The sequence below is a fragment of the Acinetobacter gyllenbergii genome (assembly GCF_001682515.1).
Classification (GTDB): Bacteria; Pseudomonadota; Gammaproteobacteria; order Pseudomonadales; family Moraxellaceae; genus Acinetobacter; species Acinetobacter gyllenbergii.
In genome coordinates, this window is the sequence record NZ_KV575270.1 from 14,839 (window position 1) to 37,851 (window position 23,013).

26 protein-coding genes are annotated in these 23,013 nt (G+C 41.2%); 7 read left to right on the forward strand and 19 right to left on the reverse strand.

From position 1 onward, the window contains the following. Window positions 1–110 precede the first annotated feature (110 nt). Entirely contained in the window at window positions 111–1,241 is a 1,131-nt protein-coding gene (locus tag NG55_RS18025) for an acyltransferase family protein (protein WP_065344020.1), read from the forward strand. Window positions 1,242–1,284: 43 nt separating this feature from the next. Here NG55_RS18025 and NG55_RS18030 read toward each other — a convergent pair whose 3' ends face one another. The 5 genes from NG55_RS18030 to ppx are packed head-to-tail and all read right to left on the reverse strand — an operon-like array spanning window position 1,285 to window position 6,420. Further along, on the reverse strand, window positions 1,285–1,854 hold the full coding sequence (locus NG55_RS18030; RefSeq protein ID WP_023270768.1) for a YggT family protein: 570 nt from the start codon (window positions 1,852–1,854) through the stop codon (window positions 1,285–1,287). Window positions 1,855–1,870: 16 nt separating this feature from the next. Continuing rightward, window positions 1,871–2,710: a pyrroline-5-carboxylate reductase gene (gene proC, locus NG55_RS18035; RefSeq protein ID WP_016542084.1), complete on the reverse strand. Its 840-nt coding sequence runs from the start codon at window positions 2,708–2,710 to the stop codon at window positions 1,871–1,873. A gap of 3 nt (window positions 2,711–2,713) precedes the next feature. Continuing rightward, window positions 2,714–3,985 carry a tRNA lysidine(34) synthetase TilS gene (gene tilS, locus NG55_RS18040; protein WP_065344021.1) on the reverse strand — a complete coding sequence of 424 codons (1,272 nt, stop codon included), beginning with the start codon at window positions 3,983–3,985 and terminating at the stop codon, window positions 2,714–2,716. A 56-nt stretch (window positions 3,986–4,041) separates the two neighbouring features. Beyond that, on the reverse strand, window positions 4,042–4,866 hold the full coding sequence (locus NG55_RS18045; RefSeq protein WP_004655633.1) for an acetyl-CoA carboxylase carboxyltransferase subunit alpha: 825 nt from the start codon (window positions 4,864–4,866) through the stop codon (window positions 4,042–4,044). Window positions 4,867–4,899: 33 nt separating this feature from the next. Next, window positions 4,900–6,420 carry an exopolyphosphatase gene (ppx, locus tag NG55_RS18050; protein WP_065344022.1) on the reverse strand — a complete coding sequence of 507 codons (1,521 nt, stop codon included), beginning with the start codon at window positions 6,418–6,420 and terminating at the stop codon, window positions 4,900–4,902. 273 nt (window positions 6,421–6,693) lie between these two features. Here ppx and trxA point away from each other — a divergent pair, with 273 nt between their 5' ends. The 3 genes from trxA (at window position 6,694) to NG55_RS18065 (ending at window position 9,264) form a co-directional block, all read left to right on the forward strand. Beyond that, window positions 6,694–7,020, forward strand: coding sequence for a thioredoxin (gene trxA / locus NG55_RS18055; RefSeq protein WP_004655637.1), 327 nt, complete (start codon window positions 6,694–6,696; stop codon window positions 7,018–7,020). Between the two features lie 328 nt (window positions 7,021–7,348). After that, window positions 7,349–8,617, forward strand: coding sequence for a transcription termination factor Rho (gene rho / locus NG55_RS18060; protein ID WP_004655640.1), 1,269 nt, complete (start codon window positions 7,349–7,351; stop codon window positions 8,615–8,617). Window positions 8,618–9,006: 389 nt separating this feature from the next. Next, window positions 9,007–9,264, forward strand: coding sequence for a hypothetical protein (locus NG55_RS18065; RefSeq protein WP_065344023.1), 258 nt, complete (start codon window positions 9,007–9,009; stop codon window positions 9,262–9,264). 97 nt (window positions 9,265–9,361) lie between these two features. On the opposite strand, the gene NG55_RS18070 is transcribed toward NG55_RS18065, so the two are convergent. The 3 genes from NG55_RS18070 to pheS are packed head-to-tail and all read right to left on the reverse strand — an operon-like array spanning window position 9,362 to window position 13,050. After that, window positions 9,362–9,658: an integration host factor subunit alpha gene (locus NG55_RS18070; RefSeq protein ID WP_000126166.1), complete on the reverse strand. Its 297-nt coding sequence runs from the start codon at window positions 9,656–9,658 to the stop codon at window positions 9,362–9,364. Beyond that, window positions 9,655–12,036 (reverse strand): phenylalanine--tRNA ligase subunit beta, encoded by a 2,382-nt coding sequence (gene pheT, locus NG55_RS18075; protein ID WP_065344024.1) that lies wholly within the window; start codon window positions 12,034–12,036, stop codon window positions 9,655–9,657. The genes NG55_RS18070 and pheT overlap by 4 nt, the downstream gene beginning before the upstream one ends. Window positions 12,037–12,069: 33 nt before the next feature. Then, window positions 12,070–13,050, reverse strand: a complete 981-nt coding sequence (pheS, locus tag NG55_RS18080) for a phenylalanine--tRNA ligase subunit alpha (protein ID WP_005239606.1) — start codon at window positions 13,048–13,050, stop codon at window positions 12,070–12,072. A gap of 547 nt (window positions 13,051–13,597) precedes the next feature. Here pheS and NG55_RS18085 point away from each other — a divergent pair. Next, entirely contained in the window at window positions 13,598–14,599 is a 1,002-nt protein-coding gene (locus NG55_RS18085) for a hypothetical protein (RefSeq protein ID WP_065344025.1), read from the forward strand. Between the two features lie 60 nt (window positions 14,600–14,659). Here the strand turns inward: NG55_RS18085 and NG55_RS18090 are convergent, their stop codons facing one another. Together NG55_RS18090 and NG55_RS18095 are read right to left on the reverse strand one after the other, a co-directional pair. Then, window positions 14,660–14,857, reverse strand: coding sequence for a hypothetical protein (locus NG55_RS18090; RefSeq protein ID WP_004655648.1), 198 nt, complete (start codon window positions 14,855–14,857; stop codon window positions 14,660–14,662). A 105-nt stretch (window positions 14,858–14,962) separates the two neighbouring features. Further along, window positions 14,963–15,340 carry a hypothetical protein gene (locus NG55_RS18095; protein WP_023270771.1) on the reverse strand — a complete coding sequence of 126 codons (378 nt, stop codon included), beginning with the start codon at window positions 15,338–15,340 and terminating at the stop codon, window positions 14,963–14,965. Between the two features lie 52 nt (window positions 15,341–15,392). Between NG55_RS18095 and NG55_RS18100 the strand changes: the two genes are divergently transcribed. After that, entirely contained in the window at window positions 15,393–16,550 is a 1,158-nt protein-coding gene (locus NG55_RS18100) for a hypothetical protein (protein ID WP_228704198.1), read from the forward strand. 37 nt (window positions 16,551–16,587) lie between these two features. Here the strand turns inward: NG55_RS18100 and NG55_RS18105 are convergent, their stop codons facing one another. From NG55_RS18105 to rpmI, 3 genes are all read right to left on the reverse strand, one after another. Continuing rightward, complete coding sequence (locus NG55_RS18105; protein ID WP_065344027.1) at window positions 16,588–17,139, reverse strand: NADAR family protein; 552 nt, start codon at window positions 17,137–17,139, stop codon at window positions 16,588–16,590. A gap of 93 nt (window positions 17,140–17,232) precedes the next feature. Beyond that, window positions 17,233–17,592: a 50S ribosomal protein L20 gene (rplT, locus tag NG55_RS18110; protein WP_004655655.1), complete on the reverse strand. Its 360-nt coding sequence runs from the start codon at window positions 17,590–17,592 to the stop codon at window positions 17,233–17,235. A gap of 11 nt (window positions 17,593–17,603) precedes the next feature. Next, window positions 17,604–17,798: a 50S ribosomal protein L35 gene (gene rpmI / locus NG55_RS18115; RefSeq protein ID WP_004637967.1), complete on the reverse strand. Its 195-nt coding sequence runs from the start codon at window positions 17,796–17,798 to the stop codon at window positions 17,604–17,606. 236 nt (window positions 17,799–18,034) lie between these two features. Here rpmI and NG55_RS18120 point away from each other — a divergent pair, with 236 nt between their 5' ends. Next, entirely contained in the window at window positions 18,035–19,288 is a 1,254-nt protein-coding gene (locus NG55_RS18120; protein WP_065344028.1) for an MFS transporter, read from the forward strand. 35 nt (window positions 19,289–19,323) lie between these two features. On the opposite strand, the gene NG55_RS18125 is transcribed toward NG55_RS18120, so the two are convergent. From NG55_RS18125 to infC, 6 genes are all read right to left on the reverse strand, one after another. Beyond that, the gene (locus tag NG55_RS18125) at window positions 19,324–19,749 is read right to left on the reverse strand and encodes a YqaA family protein (protein WP_016542074.1); all 426 of its coding nucleotides are present in this window, start codon (window positions 19,747–19,749) and stop codon (window positions 19,324–19,326) included. A gap of 64 nt (window positions 19,750–19,813) precedes the next feature. Further along, window positions 19,814–20,665 (reverse strand): arylamine N-acetyltransferase family protein, encoded by an 852-nt coding sequence (locus NG55_RS18130; RefSeq protein ID WP_065344029.1) that lies wholly within the window; start codon window positions 20,663–20,665, stop codon window positions 19,814–19,816. A 119-nt stretch (window positions 20,666–20,784) separates the two neighbouring features. Continuing rightward, window positions 20,785–21,234 carry a hypothetical protein gene (locus NG55_RS18135; protein WP_065344030.1) on the reverse strand — a complete coding sequence of 150 codons (450 nt, stop codon included), beginning with the start codon at window positions 21,232–21,234 and terminating at the stop codon, window positions 20,785–20,787. Further along, complete coding sequence (locus NG55_RS18140) at window positions 21,231–21,851, reverse strand: glutathione S-transferase N-terminal domain-containing protein (protein WP_065344031.1); 621 nt, start codon at window positions 21,849–21,851, stop codon at window positions 21,231–21,233. Before NG55_RS18140 ends, NG55_RS18135 begins: the two co-directional genes overlap by 4 nt. Window positions 21,852–21,978: 127 nt before the next feature. Next, window positions 21,979–22,299: a DUF7709 family protein gene (locus NG55_RS18145; protein ID WP_065344032.1), complete on the reverse strand. Its 321-nt coding sequence runs from the start codon at window positions 22,297–22,299 to the stop codon at window positions 21,979–21,981. A 159-nt stretch (window positions 22,300–22,458) separates the two neighbouring features. Further along, a complete protein-coding gene (infC, locus tag NG55_RS18150; protein WP_079281829.1) occupies window positions 22,459–23,010 on the reverse strand; it encodes a translation initiation factor IF-3 in 552 nt (183 codons plus the stop codon). Window positions 23,011–23,013: the final 3 nt, after the last annotated feature.

Sequence of the window (23,013 nt, forward strand, 5' to 3'; positions counted from 1 at the left end):
GACAGGGGGCAAAACTCCCCCTGCGCTACAAGAACGCACATAATAAAGAATATTCGATCAATAAAGAATCCTTGATAAAAATTAATCTTTATAGGAGAAGGGAATGTACAATGTCCTTTAATCAAGTTCAATTTAATCGCCATCACTCGATTGATTCACTGCGTTTTATTTCAATCTGCTTGGTGTTACTGCACCACTTTAATATCCCCTATAAACTGTTTGACACCTCAATTAACTTCCAAATTTTGGGTGAAAATATCACCACACTATTCGCTCGAAATGGCAACTATGGGGTCACCATGTTCTTTGTGATTTCTGGCTACTTAATCACTTCACACACCATCAAGCGCTGGGGTGCACTCAATCAAATCAATACGCGGGATTTTTATATTTCAAGATTTGCTCGCATCATGCCGACCTTAATTTTGCTGATCTGTCTGGTGAACTTGTTAGGGGCATTTGAGCTGAAACCCTTTATGACCCAAGCTCCAAACGGCATTATGCTGGCGCAATCAACGGTCAACTTGGCAGCACTAACCTTTTGGATGAACATCCTGATTATTGAAAATGGTTGGGTCAACTATGCACTTGGGGTGCTCTGGTCGTTATCAGTTGAAGAAGTGTTTTATCTTCTTTTTCCACTGACAGCACTGCTATTTAAGAAAAAAAACTACTTTCTATTTGCCTGTGTTGCCCTGATTGTATTTGCACCGTATTTTAGATATTTACATTATGCTGAAGAAAGTGGTGCCTACCTCTATCATTACTTCTCTAGTTTTGACGGGATTGCTTTTGGCTGTATTGCGGCACTGATCGCACCGCAGCTGAAATTCCAAGCCAAAACTTGGTTAGCACTGAAATATATCGCCATTGCGACCATGTTCATCATTTACTTTTCAGCACCGATTAAACAAAACTGTGTTTGGGGCATTAGTCTATTTGCACTTGCAACCGCCACTCTGATTCTAGCAAACATTGCCAATGAACACGCCATCACGCAGACACAACGTTTCAAGTGGTTACAGGAGATTGGCAAGAATAGTTATGAAATTTATTTATTCCATCTGATTATTTTAGGCACTTTTAAGCTGTTTTATACGCCTGCACTGACTGAGGGCAATATTAAGCTGGTTTTATTGTTGATTTATTTTTTGCTTGCGATTGGGCTAGGTGCTTTCATTGCACGCTATTTCTCCAATCCGTTAAATCGAGCAATTCGACAGCGCTGGATCAAGAAATAAAAAAAATGGGCCTTATGCCCATTTTTTATTGAATCAGATTTGCTTAAAGACCAGTTAAAAGCACTTTAGCCGCTTCATTCATCAGAATCTCAGCCACGTACAAAGCCAAGAACGCCAAGATTGGAGACAGGTCAATCATCCCCATGTTCGGCAATAAGCGACGGAATGGTGCAAGCAATGGTTCAGCCAATTCTTGAATCACTTCGATATAAGGTGAACGTGTCTGAGTAAACATCACCACCCAACTCAGGATAATGGTGGCAAAAATCAAATAACGACAGAAACGAATCAAGTCCTGAATCATGGTCACAAAAGTGGTGATCACCAGATACACCGCACTATGCGGCATCTGTCCAGACAAATACATCAGACCGAACATTTTCAGCAGATAGAGCACCACCAACAATGCAACCGCCGCTAAATTGACACGGCCCTTACCCACTGTTGGGAAAATACGGCTAAAAACATCTACAATCTTGGTGGCTTTCACGGTTGAAAGCACCACAGGATTGTATGGACTCACTGCCGCCAATTGCATTAAAAAACGGAAAAAGACCAATAAAATTGCAACATTGATCAAAACACCAAAAATTAGCGCAGAACTTGCACCCATAATTGTCTTATCCTACTTAAACCGATTTAGTCTTGTCACTCAACTCTTGTGCTAGCTCTTGGCTACGCTTCTGAGCTGCTGCAAGCGCTGCTTGAATATTTTGTGAAATCTGCGCACGATCAAACACTTCTAAAGCTGCTTGGGTTGTACCATTTGGAGAGGTCACATTTTTACGTAATTCTGCGGGAGAATTCGAGCTGGTAATCGCCATTTGGGCTGCACCTAACGCTGTTTGCAGCGTTAATGCAGTCGCGACTTTCTCATCTAAGCCCAAGTTTTTACCTGCACGGATCATACTTTCCATTAAATAGAAGAAATATGCAGGGCCCGAACCAGAGACTGCTGTGACCGCATCAATTTGAGCTTCCGTTTCAACCCAAATGGTTAAACCAGTTGCCGCTAAAATTTGACTGGTTAACTCGCGATCTTGAGCATTCACAGCATCAGATGCATAAATACCATGCGCACCTGTTTGTACCAATGCAGGCGTGTTCGGCATGACACGAACAATACGTTGACTACCACCAATTAAATCAGAAATGGTCTGAATTTCAGCACCCGCAATGATTGAAATGACCAGTTTATCCGACAATAGCCCTTTTAATGGTTGTAATACCGTTGCCAATACCTGTGGTTTTACCGCCAATACAACAACATCCGCATTTTTAATCGCTTCCACATTGTCTGTTGTGGTTTGAATGCTTTTTTCTTCTAAGATGTGACGAATTTGTTCTACAGGATCAGAAACCGTAATGCGGGTTGTGGGTAAACCACGAGACAGCAGTCCACCAATCAAGGCTTGCGCCATGTTACCGCCGCCAATAAAACAAATATTTTGATTCAATGTTGTCGCCATGTCCTACTCATCATGTGAAAAAGACTGCTGAAAAAAGTCATTACAGTCAGAAATTAAACTTGGTTGCCAACCGCCCTGCTCTAAATAATCAGATTGCGCCAACCAAAAACCCTTTGGGCTAAAAACCCCAAGCATAACATTATCTACAACTAATATTTGAATTGTATGACGTAACCAAGGCAAAATCTGCGCCTCTTGAATGGCTTTTTTCAATGGCCAATGACCAACACGTCCATATAGGTGAATTTTTTCACCCCCCTGTCGCAAAATAAGCGTCAACTCTCGATCCAACAATTGAGCTGAAAGCCCCATCGCTTGAGATTCAATCTTAAATTTCCCTGCTGCAAGCGCAAATGATTGCCACATTTGATAACGCTGTGTCTGTACTGGCAAAACAGGCGATCGTTTTTCTGCATAGAACTCATCATAGCTTAAACGATATAACGTCTTCTGATAGCGAACGAAATAATGTTGATTGAAATGCACAGTTGCTTGCGCATCAGGTTTTGCCAGAATTACTTCGTGTTGTAAGCGTTGCACCATGTCGAAACTGGGACGATATTGATCATTTCCTTTCATCCAAGCAGACAACAACTGACGTTGTCGAGCAGCCGAAAGTTGTGCCAATTTGATCAAATCGAGCTGATGATCGGTGGCACATTGTTGCCAATCTACTTGCAACACCTGATCCAGTATTTCAGCTGCATCTTGCATCAAATAACTGCTGCGTGTGACAGCCGCCTGCATTTTAGGAAAACGTTGTTGCAATATCGGCCAGAGCTGTTCTCGACACCATGCCCGATCATAATGGGTGTCGTGATTACTTGGATCCGTCACATAGTCAAAACCAAGCTGCACGGTCCATTGCTCAATCTGATCACGACTGAGTTCCAGAAACGGTCGCCAAATGGCCATCTCTTGACGAACATCAAGCTGCTGCATAGCCGCAAGTCCATTGACCCCAGCCCCCGAGAATAACCGTAATAACAATGTTTCAGCTTGATCTTGCTGATGATGGGCTAACACCAAAATCTCATTGGATTTTAAATGCTGCCGATATGCTTGATAACGGGCATCACGCGCCTGTTGTTCTAAGTTTCCTGCCTCGACCGAGACTTTTTGGAGAATACAAGGAATATTGAGTGCATCAGCATGCTGTTGAACCAACTGCCCCCATTCATCACTCCTGCTTTGCAGTTGATGATCGATATAAATCGCACGGGTTCGGCTTGGAAAAAGTTCAGACATCAGATACAGCAACAGCATGGAATCCATGCCGCCGCTACACCCAATCAGGAATTGAGCTTGTTCAGAAAAATGCTGAGTTTGTGCTAAGACGCGATGCCTAAATTGCTGCTGCCAAACTTCATTAAACGTTGATAACGTGCATCGCATCGTTCTTGTGCATCCATCGGTTGCAATTCTTCTAGGGCTTGTTTTAACACATCTTTCAAATCATGCATGACTTTTTCAGGTTGCGTATGCGCCCCCTCACCTTCATCCACGACATATTCGACAATACCTAAAGCCTTAAGTTTGTCTGCGGTTAAAGCCAGCGCCTCACTCGCCTGAGCCGCTTTATCTGCGGTCTTCCACAAAATAGATGCACAGCCTTCAGGTGAAATCACCGAGTAAATACTATGTGACAGCATAATCACACGGTCAGCAACACCAATACCCAAAGCACCACCCGAACCACCTTCACCTAAAATGGTCGCAATCACAGGCACTTTCAAGCTTGAAAGTTGTGCCAAACTGGTCGCAATCGCTTCTGCCTGACCACGTTCTTCTGCACCTACGCCTGGGTATGCACCCATAGTATCGACAAAAGTAAACACCGGTAAATTAAAACGCTCTGCCATATCTAGCAAACGTTGTGATTTACGATAACCTTCTGGGTTACACATCCCAAAGTTATGCTGTAACTTTTCACGGGTGCTACGGCCACGATGCTGGCCCACAACCATCACCGGTTGTCCATCAAAACGTGCCAAACCACCAATCATGGCACCGTCATCACCAAATAAACGGTCGCCATGAAGGGCATCAAATTCAGTAAAGATTTCACTGACATAATCTAGAAATTGCGGACGTTCAGGATGTCGTGCAATTTGAACCGTAGCCCAAGCCTTGGACTGAGTCGCTTTATTTTTCATAAGTCGTAGATAATCCCTAACGAGGATGTATTGTTAATCAACAAATTTGTCTGACTGAATATTTAACTCAATGTCCCAATGTTTAAATTGCACTTGCTCATCATGCAAATCTGCAACCAATAAAGGCCATTGTTTAGCATCACCAGAAACGCTGAGTTGCCATTGTTGATCATTTACAACACTTAGTTCAATGGCAGGAAGCATCTGATCACTACGACTATGGTTCAGTAAAACGGCAAGACGCAGTAATAGGCAAAGATAGAGTAAATGACTGCCTCCGACCTTTAAAACGTCATTTTTTGCATCTGCGCGTAACTTACGACGATGATGTGAAACCAAATGCGAAAGATGATTTTGATCAATTTGTGAGAAGCCCGGAATATCCGAATGTTGCAATAAATATGCGCCATGGCGATGGTAACCACCGTGGCTGATCGCCAAACCAATTTCATGCAAATAAGCGGCACGACGCAGTAAGTCACTGTCTTCAGTCGTTAAATTCAATGCATTTGCAACGCCGTCGAATAACTCTTGTGCTGTATTGACCACACGTTCAGCTTGTTTTGGATCAGCGTTATAACGCCCCATTAACGCTTGCACACTACGGTCACGAATATCTTCATGTTTAAAACGACCAAGCAAGTCATACATCACGCCTTCGCGTAATGCACCGTCAGAATATGCCAATTTATCGATATCTAAAACTTCAAAAATGGCATATAGAATCGCAAGACCGGCTGGCAAAACTGCTCGACGGTCTTCACGTAGACCTTCAAAATCAATTTCAGAAATATGCTTAAATTTGAGCAAGCGCTCTTTTAATTTATATAAACCGTCACGGGTTAGGTTTTCTTGCTCATCACTTAAACCCAGATTCACTACGATCTGACGACAGGCTTTAATTGTTCCACTCGAACCAACCACGGTATCCCAACCGACAGATTTATAAGTATTGGCAATGGCAGACATTTCTTTACGCGCTGCAACCACCGCTTTATCAAAGGCTTTACTGGTAATTTCACCATCTGGGAAATAGGTTTTACTATAGGCAACACAGCCCATTTGTAAGGATTCAGTATGTAACGGTTCAAATTCCTCACCAATGATAAACTCGGTTGAACCCCCACCAATATCCACCACCAAGCGTCGACCGCCATTGGCCATGGTATGTGAAACACCGAGATAAATTAGACGTGCTTCTTCACGACCTGCAATAATTTCAATGGGTTTTGGTAAAATTTCGGCTGCTTTTTGGATAAATTCGTGACCATTCTTTGCTTGTCTTAACGCATTGGTTGCCACGATACGTAAACGATTCGGTTGCACTGAGCTCAAACGCCCAACAAAACGGGCTAAACATGCCAGTCCACGCTGCTGTGCAGCTTCAGTTAAATTCTTATTTTCATCAAGCCCAGCTGCTAACTGTACTTTTTCTGACATTGAAGCAACTTTCTTAACTTCACCGTGATCAACACGAGCGATTGCCAGATGGAAACTGTTCGATCCCATATCAATCGCAGCAAGTAATTCTTCATCAATCAGAAAATCAGACATTATTCATATAAACCCATGCTCAATTCACGCATTAGAGTAATTCACATGCTTACAATTTTAAAGTCATTTTAAGCAATAAAAGTCGCGTATTTTCGCTTTTCGTGCATAAATGATTGTAGAAGTCGATGATCAACATCGTGAGCATCCATTAGACTTTTCATTTTCAAACTTGAATAATCAGAACAAACCCTTACATTGAATAAAGTAGCAATGTAATATTCATCGTGATGATGATCAAATTCGCACTTTATTTCTTAAAATTGGAGCAACCTCATGTCTGCGACTATTGTTAATACAACTGATACAAACTTCCAAGCAGATGTTTTAGATGCTGAAACTCCTGTACTTGTTGATTTCTGGGCTGGCTGGTGTGCACCATGTAAAGCAATTGCACCTGTGCTTGAAGATTTATCCAATGAATATGCAGGAAAAGTAAAAATCGTTAAAGTTGACGTGACTGCATGTGAAGATACCGCTGTTAAATACAACATCCGTAATATTCCAGCATTATTGATGTTTAAAAATGGTGAAGTTGTTGCTCAACAAGTCGGTGCAGCACCACGTTCAAAGCTTGCAGCTTTCATTGACCAAAACATCTAATCCAATTGTTTAGAGTCAATAGAAGAAATACGCGATTCATTGAATCGCGTATTTCTCCGTAAAAATTGACAATTTGCTTGATTTCCTCTATATTTCTGGATCAAGAAGCTTTGAATGGAATCTACTTCATTGCGCTTCTTACAAGACACAAAACATAAGATCGCCGCTCGGCAATAAACAATTGTTTTCACATTTCTCTCTGAAACAATGAACCAGACTACTGAATCGTGGTTGTGTAAATACAATTACCTCAGCATGTATGTATGCGGTCGATTTTTATTCTTTCCCTAACGTAGTCCTCCACTTATTCCATTCTGTCTGACCACTTATGAACTTAACTGAACTCAAGAAAAAACCCATTGGCGAACTCATTAAAATTGCGGAGTTTATGGGCCTTGAAGGCATGGCACGTAACCGTAAACAAGATATTATTTTTGCCATTTTAAAACGCCACGCCATGAACGGCGAAGAAATCTTTGGTGATGGCGTTCTCGAAATTCTTTCTGATGGTTTTGGCTTCCTACGCTCTGCGGCTGGTTCATATTTAGCGGGACCAGATGACATCTATGTCAGCCCATCGCAAATTCGCCGTTTTAACTTACGTACCGGTGATACCATTACAGGTACGATTCGTCCACCAAAAGAAGGTGAACGTTATTTTGCTTTATTAAAAGTAAACCAAATTAACTACGATACACCTGAAAATTCACGTAATAAAATCTTATTTGAAAACCTCACACCTTTATTCCCGACTGAACAACTGGTCATGGAACTCGGTAATGGGACCACTGAAGATTTAACCTCTCGTGTTGTCGACTTAATTGCGCCAATCGGTAAAGGTCAACGTTCTATTATTGTTGCACCGCCAAAAGCGGGTAAAACAATGTTATTGCAAACCATTGCGCAGTCGATTGTCCGTAATAACCCTGAAGTATTCTTAATTGTGCTTTTAATTGACGAACGTCCTGAAGAAGTCACCGAAATGGAGCGTACTGTTCGTGGTGAAGTGATTGCATCTACATTTGATGAAGCACCTGCCCGTCACGTTCAAGTTGCTGAAATGGTCATTGAAAAAGCGAAACGTCTGGTTGAACACAAGAAGGATGTTGTGATTCTGCTTGACTCGATTACCCGTCTTGCACGCGCCTACAACACTGTCATCCCTTCATCAGGTAAGGTGTTAACAGGTGGTGTCGATGCACATGCTTTAGAACGTCCAAAACGTTTCTTTGGTGCTGCACGTAATATTGAAGAAGGTGGCTCACTCAGCATTATCTCAACAGCCTTGATTGAAACAGGCAGTAAGATGGATGATGTGATCTACGAAGAATTTAAAGGTACAGGTAACCAAGAGATTACCCTTGACCGTCGTATCGCAGAGAAACGCGTGTTCCCTGCTATGAACATCAAGAAATCAGGTACACGTCGTGAAGAACGCCTCATGAGTGAAGAAAATCTACGTAAAGTTTGGATTTTACGTAAATTACTTCACCCAATGGACGAACTTGCAGCGATGGAATTCTTATTGGATCGGATGAAAGAAACCAAAACCAATGATGACTTCTTTGATCAAATGAAACGAAAAGCATCAACTTAAGCCTCAGTCAAAAAAGCTACCTTAATGGTAGCTTTTTTTATTTGGTTGACATGCTTACACAACATTTACATTTTTTAAAAAATTTCACTAAAAATACTATTTCATTGATTTATCTATATATTTATAAAATAACTCATTTTATTTCCGCAACTTACCGATTTAAATTTTATTATCCATAGTTATTTTCTATCAAAAAACAGCCAAATTCTGCCCATTTTTGTCGTTTTGTTGGACAGAACAGTAGTAATTCATGAATTGCTTTGATAGGATAGCTACAGACCAGTTAGGCTGCTCCCTGCGTTGTTACCTAAAGCGTTTAGGAATAATAAAAGCACAAACAGACTAACTCTAGGTTTTTTTTAATCTCACAATTTTATGAGAGTGATGCCATGTTATTCAAAAAATTCGCTGTTGCTGCTGCTATTGCTACTACTTTAGCTTTCGTTGGTTGTACTAAGAAAGAAGAAGCGCCAGCTACTGACGCTACTGCTGCTGCTTCTGAAGCTGTAGCTGCTGCTTCTGAAGCTACTACTGCTGCTGCTTCTGACGTTGTTGCTGCTGCTTCTGACGTTGCTGCTGCTGCTTCTGACGTTGCTGCTGCTGCTTCTGACGTTGCTGCTTCTGCTCCAGCTTCTACTGCACACTAATCTAGTTTCTAGATTAGAAAAAAGAGAACCTTTCGGTTCTCTTTTTTTATGCCTATCATTTACTCAAACCAAGAAGTTTAGGCATAAAAAAAGCAGATCAATCGATCTGCTCATTTCCAACACGCTGTCTAAATTTCTGACCCGCTCGGAACGTCACCACACGACGAGCAGAGATTGGAATCTCCTCACCCGTTTTTGGATTACGTCCTGGACGTTCACGTTTATCACGCAACTCAAAATTACCGAAGCCCGAAAGTTTGACTTGTTCACCCGCAATTAATGCTTGGCTGATTTCGTCAAAAAATAGCTCGACCATTTGTTTTGCTTCACGGCGATTTAAGCTAGTAAGCTCACTTAAATGGTCCGCCATATCTGCTTTTGTTAATGCTGTCATGAGGCCCTCAATGTCGCTTGGTAAGTGTCTTCCAACACTTGAATAATGTTATCCATACCAGATTTAATTTCAGCATCTTCAAGCGTACGAGTTGGATGTTGCCAGAGCACTGCAAAAGCTAAAGAGCGTTTGCCTTGTTCAACCCCTTGCCCCGTATACACATCGAACAACCATGCTGAGTCGAGTAACTCACCACCAGTTTGCTCAATTAACCGCTGAATATCTCTTACCTCAATATTATCAGAGATTAAAAGCGCAATATCACGTCTAACCGATGGAAAACGTGATAATTCTGTAAAATTAGATACATAAGATTGCAAAACTGCCTGCTGATCCAGCTCAGCCACCCAAGTTATACCCAAATCGAGTTCATTTTCCAAAGAAGGATGTAAGCGACCGAGATAACCAATCGACTGTCCATTCACTAAAATCTCAGCCGACTGACCTGGATGTAACCAAGCACGTTGCGTACGAACAAACTCAGCACCGATACGTCCCGCCGCCAAAATCTCTTCAACCTCACCTTTAAAATCAAAGAAATCCATTGCCTGCGGCTTCGCATGCCAAGACTCTGGCGTCCGTGAACCAACAGCGATTAATGCCAAGGTCGGAATCTGTTTTAGATCATGAATGCTTTGAGCATTCTGATAATCAAAACGTAAGCCTAACTCAAAGAAACGAACACGCTGCTGTTGACGGTTCAAATTGTATTGAACACAAGGAATCAAGCTTGATAACAAGGTGCTACGCATCGCCGCCAAATCACTTGAAATCGGATTGGCAAGCATGAGCGGCTGTACATTTGGATTCAATTGTTTTTCAAGTTTAGCATCGGCAAAGCTAAAACTAATTGCTTCTTGGTAGCCTAAAGTCACCGCAGTTTGACGTAATTGTGCAACTTCAAAACGATCTTGGTATTGCTCTAATTTCACATCAATTTTTGGCAAACTGATTTGGATATTGTCATAACCATGAATACGAGCAACTTCTTCAATCAAGTCTTGATAAATTGCCATATCATAGCGATGTGATGGTGGAACGATGCTCCACTCACCTTGTGCTTTGCTTTCCACCACACAGCCCAAACGTGTTAAGGCATCAGCAATAAAATCACCAGCAACTTGATAGCCCAACAGTTGGTCTACTTGTGCTTGTTTTAATGCAATCGCTTCACGCTTTGGCAATAAAGCAACTTGCTCAGCAACCGTAATTGGACCAAACTCACCACCAGCAAAGGCTTGAATCAGCTCTGAAGCACGATGCATGGCGATCATTGGCAATTCAAAGTCTACGCCACGTTCATAGCGCTGTGATGAGTCGGTATGTAAACCGAAACGACGAGCACGTCCTGCAATGGCTAAAGGTGCAAAGAATGCGCTTTCAAGAAAGATATCTTGAGTCTCATCAGTAACCGATGAATCCAACCCACCCATGATCCCTGCAATCGCCAATAGTTTTTGATCATCGGCGATCACCATCATGTCATCTTGCAATTCAACCTCTTGCTCATTAAGCAAGGTCAATTTTTCTTGTGGCTGCGCTTGGCGCACTTGAATCGAACCTTCGATTTTGGCCAAGTCAAAGGCATGCATCGGTTGGCCAAGCTCAAGTAATACGTAGTTGGTAATATCCACCAAAATACTATGCGTACGAATACCTGAACGTGATAACGCTTGTTCCATCCATTCCGGTGTCGGCGCTTTCACATTGACATTTTTAACAATACGACCTAAATAACGAGGGGTACCTTCTGTACTGATGTTAACCGCTTTCTCATCAGCAATGCTTGCTGTAATAGCCTGAATCTTCGGCTCATTCACTTCAAGCTGGTTAATGACTGCAATTTCACGGGCAATACCACGAATACTAAAACAGTCACCACGGTTTGGCGTGATACTAATGTCAATCACATTGTCATCAAGTTTTAAATATTCACGAATATTCATTCCCACTGGCACATCAGCAGGTAACTCTAACAAACCATCAATTTTGTCTTCTAAATCAATTTCAGAAGCACCACAGAGCATACCTTGTGACTCAACACCACGGAGTTTGCCTTTTTTAATTTTGAAATCACCAGGCAATACCGCACCAATCGTCGCAACAGGGGCTTTCATACCCACGCGAACATTGGGCGCACCGCATACGATCTGTAAGGGTTCACCAGAACCGATATTAATCGTAGTGACACGTAAACGATCTGCATCGGGATGTTGTTCAACGGTTAGAACCTCACCCACCACCACGCCTGTAAATGGTTTTGCTACAGGCGCTAACTCATCGACTTCTAAACCCAACATGGTCAATTGATCAGACAATGTATCGCTATCAATCGCTGGATTTACCCAGCTGCGTAACCAATTTTCACTAATTTTCATGTGTATAAACCTTCTTTAATCCTGAAAAACTGTTTAGGCAAACTGGCGTAAGAAACGCACGTCATTTTGGTAGAACATACGCAAATCATTGATGCCATAACGCAACATTGCAAAACGCTCTACCCCTAGACCAAAGGCAAAGCCTTTGTATTTATCAGGATCAATTCCTGCAGCACGCAATACATTTGGATGCACCATGCCGCAGCCTAACACTTCTAACCAACGACCACGTTCATCCATGATATCCACTTCTGCGCTTGGCTCTGTGAATGGGAAGTAAGATGGACGGAAACGTACTTTTAAATCTTTTTCAAAGAATTCATTGAGTAAGTTAATCAATAAACCCTTTAACTCAGCAAAACTGGTATTTTCAGCAACGTACAGACCTTCGATCTGATGGAACATTGGCGAATGGGTTTGATCCGAGTCACAACGATAAACACGACCTGGACACACGATACGAATTGGCGGTTGACTGGTTTCCATGGTCCGAATTTGCACGCCTGAAGTATGTGTACGTAGCAAATGGGTTGCGTCAAAGTAGAAAGTGTCATGCATCGCACGGGCTGGGTGATGTCCAGGAATGTTTAAGGCTTCAAAGTTGTGATAGTCATCTTCAACTTCTGGACCGTGTGCGACTTGGAAACCAGCTTTAGTAAAGAATTGGCAAATACGCTCTTGTACTTGAGTAACAGGATGAATACTTCCCATGCGCTGACCGCGACCTGGTAAAGTAATATCAATGGTTTCACTTGCTAATTTTTTTGCAAGTTCAGCTTGTTGTAATGTCTGTTGACGCTCAGTCAAAGCTGTATTGATTGCTTCACGCACAGCGTGAATCGCAGCACCTTGTACTTTTCGCTCTTCAGGATCCATTTTTCCAAGTGCTTTCGACTGCTCTGCAAGCTGGCTTTTCTTCCCTGTAAATTGCACACGAACTTGATCGAGTGCGGCAAGGTCTTGAGCCGCTGCAATGGCAGCAAGCGCTTCAGTGGTCAGGGCTTCCAGTGACATAGTAACTCTCAAAGCAACAAAATATAGAAATATAATAAAACGCTATAGTTTATCAGCTTTTTACCTATTTTATGAAGCTAAACCGCTGTTTAAATAGCGTACTTTTTAAAGCTTAAATTTAAAGACAAAATAACTAGATTTCCGCATCAATCCTTTAAATTTTCGTAAAAAAAGATCAATAATTGAATAAAATGTATAAGATACTAGGGTCTATTTACATTTCAACCATGCATTGCGTTATCGGCTAAAACGACATAAACAAGGCATGAAACGCAGACAATGGCAAATCCCTTGTCAAGTTTCATAACACAGTTTAGGGAGGTTTTAGCCATAACCTGAGCAAGATCAAAGTACTGCTTTGATCGCAGCGCAAGGACAGATGCGTTATCTTACGCAGCTACGGCGTTATGTCTTATTTATTTAGAATGGCTAAATTACATAAGACATGCCTTGTAGCATCAAAAAAATGTCCACTGTCGCAATGAGAGCTATAGCTCGTAAAGTGAAATATCAATAAACCCTAATTCGTCAATGAGAAAGAATAACGATGGCGCTTGATCAAATCTGGAAACAACAGCTTACACTTGTGACTTATGGCAATGAGTTTCTTGCAGGTGAACTCCATTTTAGCCACTGGATTGAACATCCGATTTTCAATCAAAATCGACTGCTTTTTAGGGACTTACTGTCTCAACACCTGTTGGCACAACATTTCCAGATTTGGCTTGAAGGCTTAAAAAAACAAGGGGTAAAAAAACTCAGCCTACATTTATCCAGCGTACTCAATGATGAACAGAATCCCAATGCCAATGTGGAATTGCTTCCCTTTGCGCATTTTATGGTGAGCCACCAAGGCAATAAAAAAACCGCGTGGATTTGTGGGCAAGAACTGGCTGAATGGGATAACAGTGATCAAGCCTTTGGTATACCGACATCTCAACAAACAACACTCCGCCAAGAAGTGTTTTGGCGTTATGAGTTGAATGATAAATTCGCGAAAAAAATTGATGCTGACTTACAGAAGGTGAATTGGAATCAGGTGGCTATTTTCTTGGAGAAAGAGTTGTTTGACAGCAAATATGCAGAACATTTCTCAGAACCAGAACAACAAGACCTTCCTTTCTATGGCTATGAATTGGATCCGATCAACACACCAAACCAGCAACTCGCATTGATTCCAACCGATTATCCTGCAGATGTTGCACATCGCCTGTTACACCGCACTCAAGCTTTGGCTGATTATTTGCAACAACAAAGACAACATCCTTATCATGCGACAGGTGAATTGATCAGCCCTGAAGAACAAATCAATTTGCGAAACTTCTCCCAGAAGACCGATGATTTATTTGCCAAGCTGATTGTGAAAACAGCAAATCATTATCAAACGGCCCAGTTGACAGCTGAAGAACCTGAAATCATTGACCGAACGATGGAAATCCCGCATCAACTGGATAAAACCCAACAGCATAAGGTTGGTACATCAGGGGTCATTAAACTGATTATTTTGACTGTGATTATCTGTCTACTTGCTTATTATTTTGGTCTATAGCAACAGACAGCATGCATAAAAAAACCTAGATCATGCCATCTAGGTTTTTATTTTATCGTTTTAGAAAGTCGGTCGAATTCTGATAATCACTTTATGCCCACCATCATGCTGATTGACAATGTGATGCACATTTTCAATTTCCCCTTCGACTTCAGCATCTGGGCCATAAAAAATTCGGATGGTTTCACCCTTTCTAGGCACAATACTCAGTTCTGTTTCAAATGCACCTTGTTGTAACCCTTCTACGCTCACTAACATATTTTGATCCTGATGCTGTTTTCTTTACTGTAAAAAGATTTCAGGCCAAAAGTCTAATCGAACATGTTTGGGTTATGTAATCATTAAATAAATCAATAAATTGTCTTACTCATCATAATCCAAATCATCTGCATCCATATTGATAAAATTAGGTTCAGGCGTTTGTTCAAATTGCACGGCGAGAATATCTACTTGTTGAAGTAAACAGGCTTTAGCGACACGATGCATCCCATCCATCACACGCCCTTGCGCACATAAAATAATTGGATAGCTCAGATCAGCATCTTGAATCAGTTGAACGTGCTCAATGATTTGTTGTGTTGTTGGAGATTGCTCTGAAAACCAATAGGCTTCGCTTAACTCTTGAATATCAGCCAGTAACACCTTCTTAGGCATCAAGTTTTTGGTTAACTCAAGTAAATGATGAACATCCCAGATATATAGATCTTGTCCAATATTGCGAAAATGGTATTGTTTTCTCATCACTTTCCGATCACTCTATCTTCAATTCAAAATGATTATAATAGGAAGAAGAGTGTATCTCCATTTACCCAGAATTTACCGTCAAATCGCATTAGTCAGTTATGGAAATGAATTTTTAACTGGCGGCGTAGATTCCGAGCTTTTAGACCGCCATCCTTTACTCTTCACCCACTTTCCTATTTTACGAAATATTGAGCAAGGTAATTTACTGGCAGGCTCTGCTTCGCATTTTTTAACGTGTTTGAAATCACAAGGCCTAGAAAAAATCAGTTTACATTCGGCATCCGATCTCTCAAATTATTTGAGTGAATCAAAACTTTTTAATTTTACCCAAAGTGATGGTGACTTTTGCCTTGTCTGCCATTTTCCTCAACAACAGTTCAAAGCACTGGTCCATTGTGAAGAAAAATCACTTTGGCAAAGCTATGATAACGATGGATACCCATTATACTCAGACTACAACAACTACCATGACAGCGTTGAAAACTATGTGTTAATCGATCTTCCTGTCGCAGCCATTGCCAGTATTGCTGAAGATTTAAAACCTATTTCCTGGCAAAGCTTTTTCAATGAATATCAAGAACAAATCTATCATTTTGCAGTGGCTCGACGCTTTGGAAGTTACCCTGTTCCGTTGACTGATAATAATTGCTATGAAGGCGATATGTATCAAATAGAAGAACAGTTCCCAGTATTGCCCTATAATCTGAAAAAGAATTATGCCAGTATTTTAATGCTCAATGCTGCTCGCTTAAAAAGTCGCTTTGACAATGAATCTCATATCAAAAATGACAATGGCGATTACTGGCACATGTCTGAAACAGAAAAACTAGAATTTGAAAAAGCACGTAATACACTCGAAGAATTCCACGTACTTATCCTAAAATATACGGCCAACCAATATCAGAACTCAAATATCAGTCATCAGCATGAACAGCACACTGCCTTTAAATTTTCTCCAAAACCTTTAGATCCTATCGACTTTTCAACCACCCCTCCCGTATTAGCAGAGCATGAAACCACTTCATCCGTTGAACCCCAACCCCATCTTCATTGGTCAGGAATCATAAAATTTCTATGGTCTATGCTATGGTGTTATTGTGCTTTATGGACCTTAGCTTATTTCGCAGTTGTTTGGGGCAATCTGTTTATACTGATTCTTGCTTTTATCTATGCCATATATAGAGTACTTAAAAAAATTAGCCGATGAAAAAGACCACTAAACAGCGGTCTTTTTCATTTTGTGCCTATAGCAACTGAGCGCGCACTTGCATAAGTGCAAAACCAAGTAAGTTTAACCCCCGCCATTGGCTCGGGTCTTGGATATGCTGGTGATCTTGTGCCAACCCAATCCCCCAAATCTGATCGACAGGCGACGCTTCAACCAAAATACGATCATGCGTGGCAAGTAAAAAATCTCTTAATTCTGGATAGTGTGAAAATTTAGCCAAGTTTGCCTGTACTACGATTTCAAAACGCTTGTCCTGCCACAGTTGTTCATCATAGTCCTGTACTTTCCGACCAAGTTGCTTTGCTTCATTCGGATGTGTGACCTTCAAAATCTGATTAAATATCTCTTCATCGTTAAAGAGTCGAGCTTTTTGCGCCATCATATAATGTTCTGCCGTGAGATATTCAACACCATCCTGTTCAAATGGCGATGGAAACCACTGGCTAAAACAACTTTTATCCACATGATTGTTTTGCTTTGGGGTATGTCCCCAGAAATATAAATATTTAAATTGACGCCCTTGTTGGACTTGTTGAATTAAATCATTTAAAAATTGTTCGTCTTGCATTATCTCTCTCTGATTATTATCTATTATTGAAAATCCAATTCATTAAAAATAAAAAAAGACCGCTAAAAAGCGGCCTTCTTTGAATCTCTAAGCTTATGCAGCTAATGCGCCTTTAGCTTTTTCAGCTAAAGCAGCAAATGCAATTGCATCATGCATAGCGATGTCAGCTAATACGCGACGGTCGATGATCACTTGAGCTTTTTTCAAGCCATCGATCATACGGCTGTATGACAAACCGTTTTGACGAGCACCAGCATTGATACGCGCAATCCATAAAGCACGGAATTGACGTTTCTTTTGACGGCGGTCACGGTAAGCGTATTGACCAGCTTTGATTACCGCTTGGAACGCTACGCGATAAACGCGTGAACGAGCACCATAGTAACCTTTAGCGCGAGCAAGAATTTTTTTGTGACGACGATGAGCCACTACACCACGTTTTACACGAGCCATTTATAATCTCCTTAGATGTATGGGCACATAGCACGAACTGATGCAACGTCACTTACGTGAACCATTACACAACCGCGCAATTGACGGATACGCTTAGCAGATTTTTTGGTCAAAATGTGGCGCTTGAATGCTTGTTTGCGCTTGAAACCGTTTGCAGTCGCTTTAAAGCGTTTAGCTGCACCACGGCGAGTTTTTAACTTAGCCATAGTAACCTCTTTTGGGCACCTGTTCGGCACGTTTGCACTATTGCAAATCAACCTGCAGGTAAGGAAGGCAGTATCATATAGTATCTCTACTCAAAACAAAAGCAAAATGCTCATTTTTTGACAGAAATAGCGCTGTTTTCAGCAAACGTTATTTCCCATAATTAATTCTCAAATTATGAGAAACATGCACAAAATCAGCGCATATAATAACAACAAATTCTTAAATCTCTATCTATATGAATATACAGAATGACGCTTTTGCCGCCTTGCGCTATCGGGATTTCTCTATCGTCACCCTCAATCAATTTTGCTTAACGCTGGCCATTTTGATTCAGGAAATTATCGTAGCGTATTCGCTCTATCAAATCACACGTGACCCACTTACACTTGGTTTCATTGGTTTGGCAGAAGCGATTCCGTTCATTACCCTGTCATTATGGGGGGGATATTTTGCGGATAAGCTGAATAAGCAAAGTATTATGAAAGTCTGTTTATTCTTTTCCATTCCTTTGCCTTTGGTGCTTTGGAGCTTGTTCCATTTATATGGCTTAGAAAAAATTGGCATTAGCACGCTGTCTTGGGGCATCTATGCCGTCATCTTTGCCTTAGGCACCATTCGCGGTTTTTACAATCCATCAGCAACCTCACTGAAACCCTTTTTGATTCCACGCGAACTGTATGCCAATGGTGCCACTTGGACCACCATCGGCTGGCAAAGTGGTGTCATTATCGGGCCAATGTTGGGTGGTTTTATGTTGGCATTTCTTGGCAGAGAAAACAGTCTGTTTGCCGTGACCGCATTACTGGCAATCTGCTTTATTTTGATTAATTGCTTACAGAAACGCAGCTTTCCCAAAATGGAAACCGAGAATGTCTTGCAAAGCCTGACCGATGGTTTCCGCTTTATTTGGAAAACCAAAATTGTTCTATGGGCAATCTCACTGGACTTGGTATCGGTACTCTTTGGGGGCGTGATTGCTCTGTTGCCAATTTTTGCTGAAGAAATCTTAAAAGTAGGTCCCGAAGGTCTTGGCTATTTACGTGCTGCCCCTTCAATTGGTGCCTTGATCACAATGATTGTCCTGACCAAGTTTCCGCCCATGCACCATGCGTGGCGTAATATGCTGTTGGCTGTGGCAGGCTTTGGTCTGTTTACCATTCTGTTCGCCTTCTCGAACCATATGTGGCTGTCCCTCTTTGCTTTAGCCATGACAGGTGCTTGTGACAGTGTTTCCGTGGTGGTTCGCCAAACCATCTTGCAAATTTTCCCACCTGAAAATATGCGAGGCCGTGTCGCAGCAGTGAATGGAATGTTTGTTTCTTCAAGTAATGAACTGGGGGCTTTTGAATCAGGTCTTGCAGCCAAATACCTCGGTACCATTACGGCAACCATTCTGGGTGGTTGTATGACACTGGCGGTGGTGAGTTATTGCTGGTTGAAAACCAATGACTTATTTAAAGTCGATATTACCAAAGGAACCGAGCAATAAACTTAATGGGAAAGCTCATCTCATCTTTCCCATTTTTAAAAGATTCCTAAATAGAGGGCGTATAAAGTGAGGTATCGCCCACCTTTGGCAATGGTCACAATCAACAAGAATCGCCAAAAATTCTCTTTCATCAAGCCAGCAATCAAGGTAATGGGATCACCAATCACGGGCGTCCAACTCAGTAGCAGCGAATAAAAACCATATTTATGATAAATCTGTTGTGCTTGCAGCAACCGTTGCTCTGAAACAGGAAACCATGTCTTATCTTTAAAATGTTCAATTTTCAGTCCAAGCCACCAATTCACACAGGAACCCAAGACATTACCAATGGTCGCAACCAAAATTAGATAAAAAGGATTGGAAAGTCCTTGTACCAATAATGTCATTAATACCGCTTCAGACTGTAACGGCAATAAGGTCGCAGCGCCAAAGGCTGAGAGAAATAATAAAAAATAGGACATCAAAACAGGATTCACTCAAACTAGGATCAGCACATCATCAAGAGCAGACCATATAACGTGAACACTATGCATTCAAGCCTAATTTTGCCCAAGCTGCTTTAAGCTGCTGTTGCGAAATATTCATTCGAAATACGGTTTTAATCACATGCTCAAACGCGTCAAAAGTGGATAACTCTTTTTTCTCCGATTGTCCTTTGCCATGAATTCGAAGTACACCATCTTTGAGTGTCGTACGTGCATCATTGTTGGCTCTAAACAACATTAAATGCTGGGTAAATAAGGATTCATGTGAGGTGGAAATATACCAATTGGCAACCAAGGCATCTGCGTCTGCAATCTGCTGTTCGGGATTCATCGCATAGACATTCACCCACTGATCATGAAGACAGACTTGCAGCATATATGTCATTTCCGTCAGCACTGTCGCATCCAGACCACTCTGTGCAGCCTCAACAAATCTAAATGGTTCTAGCGGTGTTTGCTGTGTTTCACCGATCAAATCAAGTGATAAAACCGTGGTTGGGGTCATTCCGCCAAACCCAGGATCATACAAAAATAAGTGCTGATCAATACGAACCACTGTGACCAAATGCGTCCGAACAGGCGTACTGATCGGCGTACTCTGATAATAGACCCGCCCCAGCACGTTATAGGCTTCATAGCCCAATTCAGTCAGTGCGATTCTGGTCAAGCTACTCTGTTCAAGGCAATAGCCTTCGCGTCCATCAAGCAATAATTTCTGAGCAAGTTGATTCGGTGCTAAAGAAACCTCCTCTCCAAGAAAAGAGGAAAAATTACCAAAAGGAATCGTTTGTACATGGAGGTTTAACAAAAGCTTTAAGTTTGCCAAAGTCGGTAAAAACTCACCTTCAAAACCAAGCTTGTCTAAATAAAGGGCTGATATTTGAGTTTGCATGATACGTTATCTTTTTGAACTTAAAGCATCGTAGCTTGAACACGCACTGATCAGATGAAAAATTACACAATTATAAAACAGCCCTTCTTTCAACAATAAAGATATGGTTTTGCCAAGGATTAGTTTTTGCTTTTAGTTGCTCTCGATCGAATAGAAAAATGCATGACTGAAACAATGAATGGAAAAAGAAATGCGATCCAAAAAGCCAGATCAGACTTAAGCATTTTTTGATACCAGGTCAGCTGTATTTCACCCGCAGAGACTGCTGCCCAGTCAATAGACACAGTTAGGTCAAGATAAATGTATAACACTAAATATACACTTAAAAATCCAACAAACACCCCTGTACTGAAATATGAGTTTCCAGTTTCAAGCTGCAACCAAGCAAATAAAGATGAAAAAATTAAACTGAGACTTCCAATAAAGGCGAAAACAATAAACCAAAAAATATCAATTCCAAGCAAATACTGCATGAGGCTGCATGAAATTGCCGTTATCAACAACAATCCCATCGCAATCACCCAATGTTTGAAGTAGCAACGCCATCCTATCTTTTGATTCAGACTCATCCCACTTTGATCGATAAGGCTTTTTGTATCGCAGGACGAGCAGTAAGACGTTCAATGTAATCTTTCACATATGGATAGTCTTCGAGTTGAATACCTTGCCATTCATAACGCAATGCCCAAGGTAGGATTGCCATATCCGCAATCGAGTATTCACCCGCCACAAACTTTTGCCCAATCAACTGCTTATTTAAAACAGTATAAAGGCGTTTGGTTTCATTGAGATAACGCTCAATGGCATAAGGAATCCGTTCGGGTGCGAATTTATTGAAATGATGATTTTGTCCCAGCATTGGACCAAAACCGCCCATTTGCCACATCAACCATTGTTCCACCTCAACCCGCTCTTGTTCATCTGTTGGATAGAACAAGCCCGTTTTCCGACCTAAATATTGTAAGATTGCACCAGACTCAAACACTGAAATCGGCTCGCCTCGTGGGCCATTTTGATCAACAATTGCTGGAATTTTATTATTGGGAGAAATTCTTAGAAAATCAGGTTGAAACTGATCATTTTCTAAAATATTGATGGGGAAAATCTGATATTCGAGTCCCATTTCTTCTAAAGCAATTGTTATTTTATGCCCATTGGGTGTACCCCAATAATATAAGTCAATCATTTATATTGTCCTGTTCATCATTATCTTGACTGTTGTTGCGTTATAGCACATTTCATCAATCTCAATCAGCAAATAGGCACGAAAAGAAACAATAAAGCCGTGTTTTCAAAGATAATGTTGTGAAGATTCAAGCTTGGCTTTCTAAGAACTCCTTAGCCTTTTCACCGACAAATTTACGACCTGCATTGCTGCCATTGATCCATTCATCGACAGAGAATAAATCAAACATTCCGACTTTAAATAAGGTCGGCACAGCTAAAATCAATTCGTCTTCGACCGCACCGCGAACGCCTGCATTATAGAGATTGATATTATGCAGCATGGTGGCAACTGTTCCTGTTTGGACACGACTACCATCTTTGAGTTTAACTTGAGGTAGAACCTCACCGTCTTGTACTACTTTTTGATTAATTTCGGAGAGTTGTTCTGTACCTGTAATTGTTGACATATCCTGTTCCTATTTTTAAGTTTTGTCATGTTTCATTTACCCTATCATATTTTGATTCAGATGCTGGTTGATGACACTTATAAAATTTTTAATGAAATAATGCAGTATTGTAGACATAAAAAAGCACCGCCTATTGCGGTGCTTTTTTTTAAGAAAAAATTACTTTTTCTTTTTCGGACCAAGTAACATGCCCATCTGACGGCCTTCCATCTTCGGAGCTTGTTCAACAACACCAAACTCAGCAACGTCAGCTTCAATTTTTTGTAATTGAGCTAAACCAAGCTGTTGGTGTGCCATCTCACGACCACGGAAACGCAAAGTGATTTTCACCTTATTTCCTTCTTCAAGGAAACGTAAAATTGCACGCAATTTTACTTGGTAATCACCTACGTCCGTCGCTGGACGTAACTTGATTTCTTTCACTTGCACTTGATGCTGTTTTTTCTTCGCATCTTTTTGCTTCTGTTTCAAGTCAAATAAGTGCTTGTTGTAGTCCATGATCTTACAAACAGGAGGTTCTGCATTCGCCACAATCTCAACAAGGTCAAGATTAGCTTCTTCTGCAGCACGCAATGCTTCATTTAATGAAACAACACCTTTTTGTTCCCCATCTGCAGCGACGAGGCGTACTTCTTTTGCACGGATCTCATCGTTAATTGCAGGACGGTTACTTTTAGCACCTTGTTGTTGGTTACGGTCAGGCTGTTTAATCTT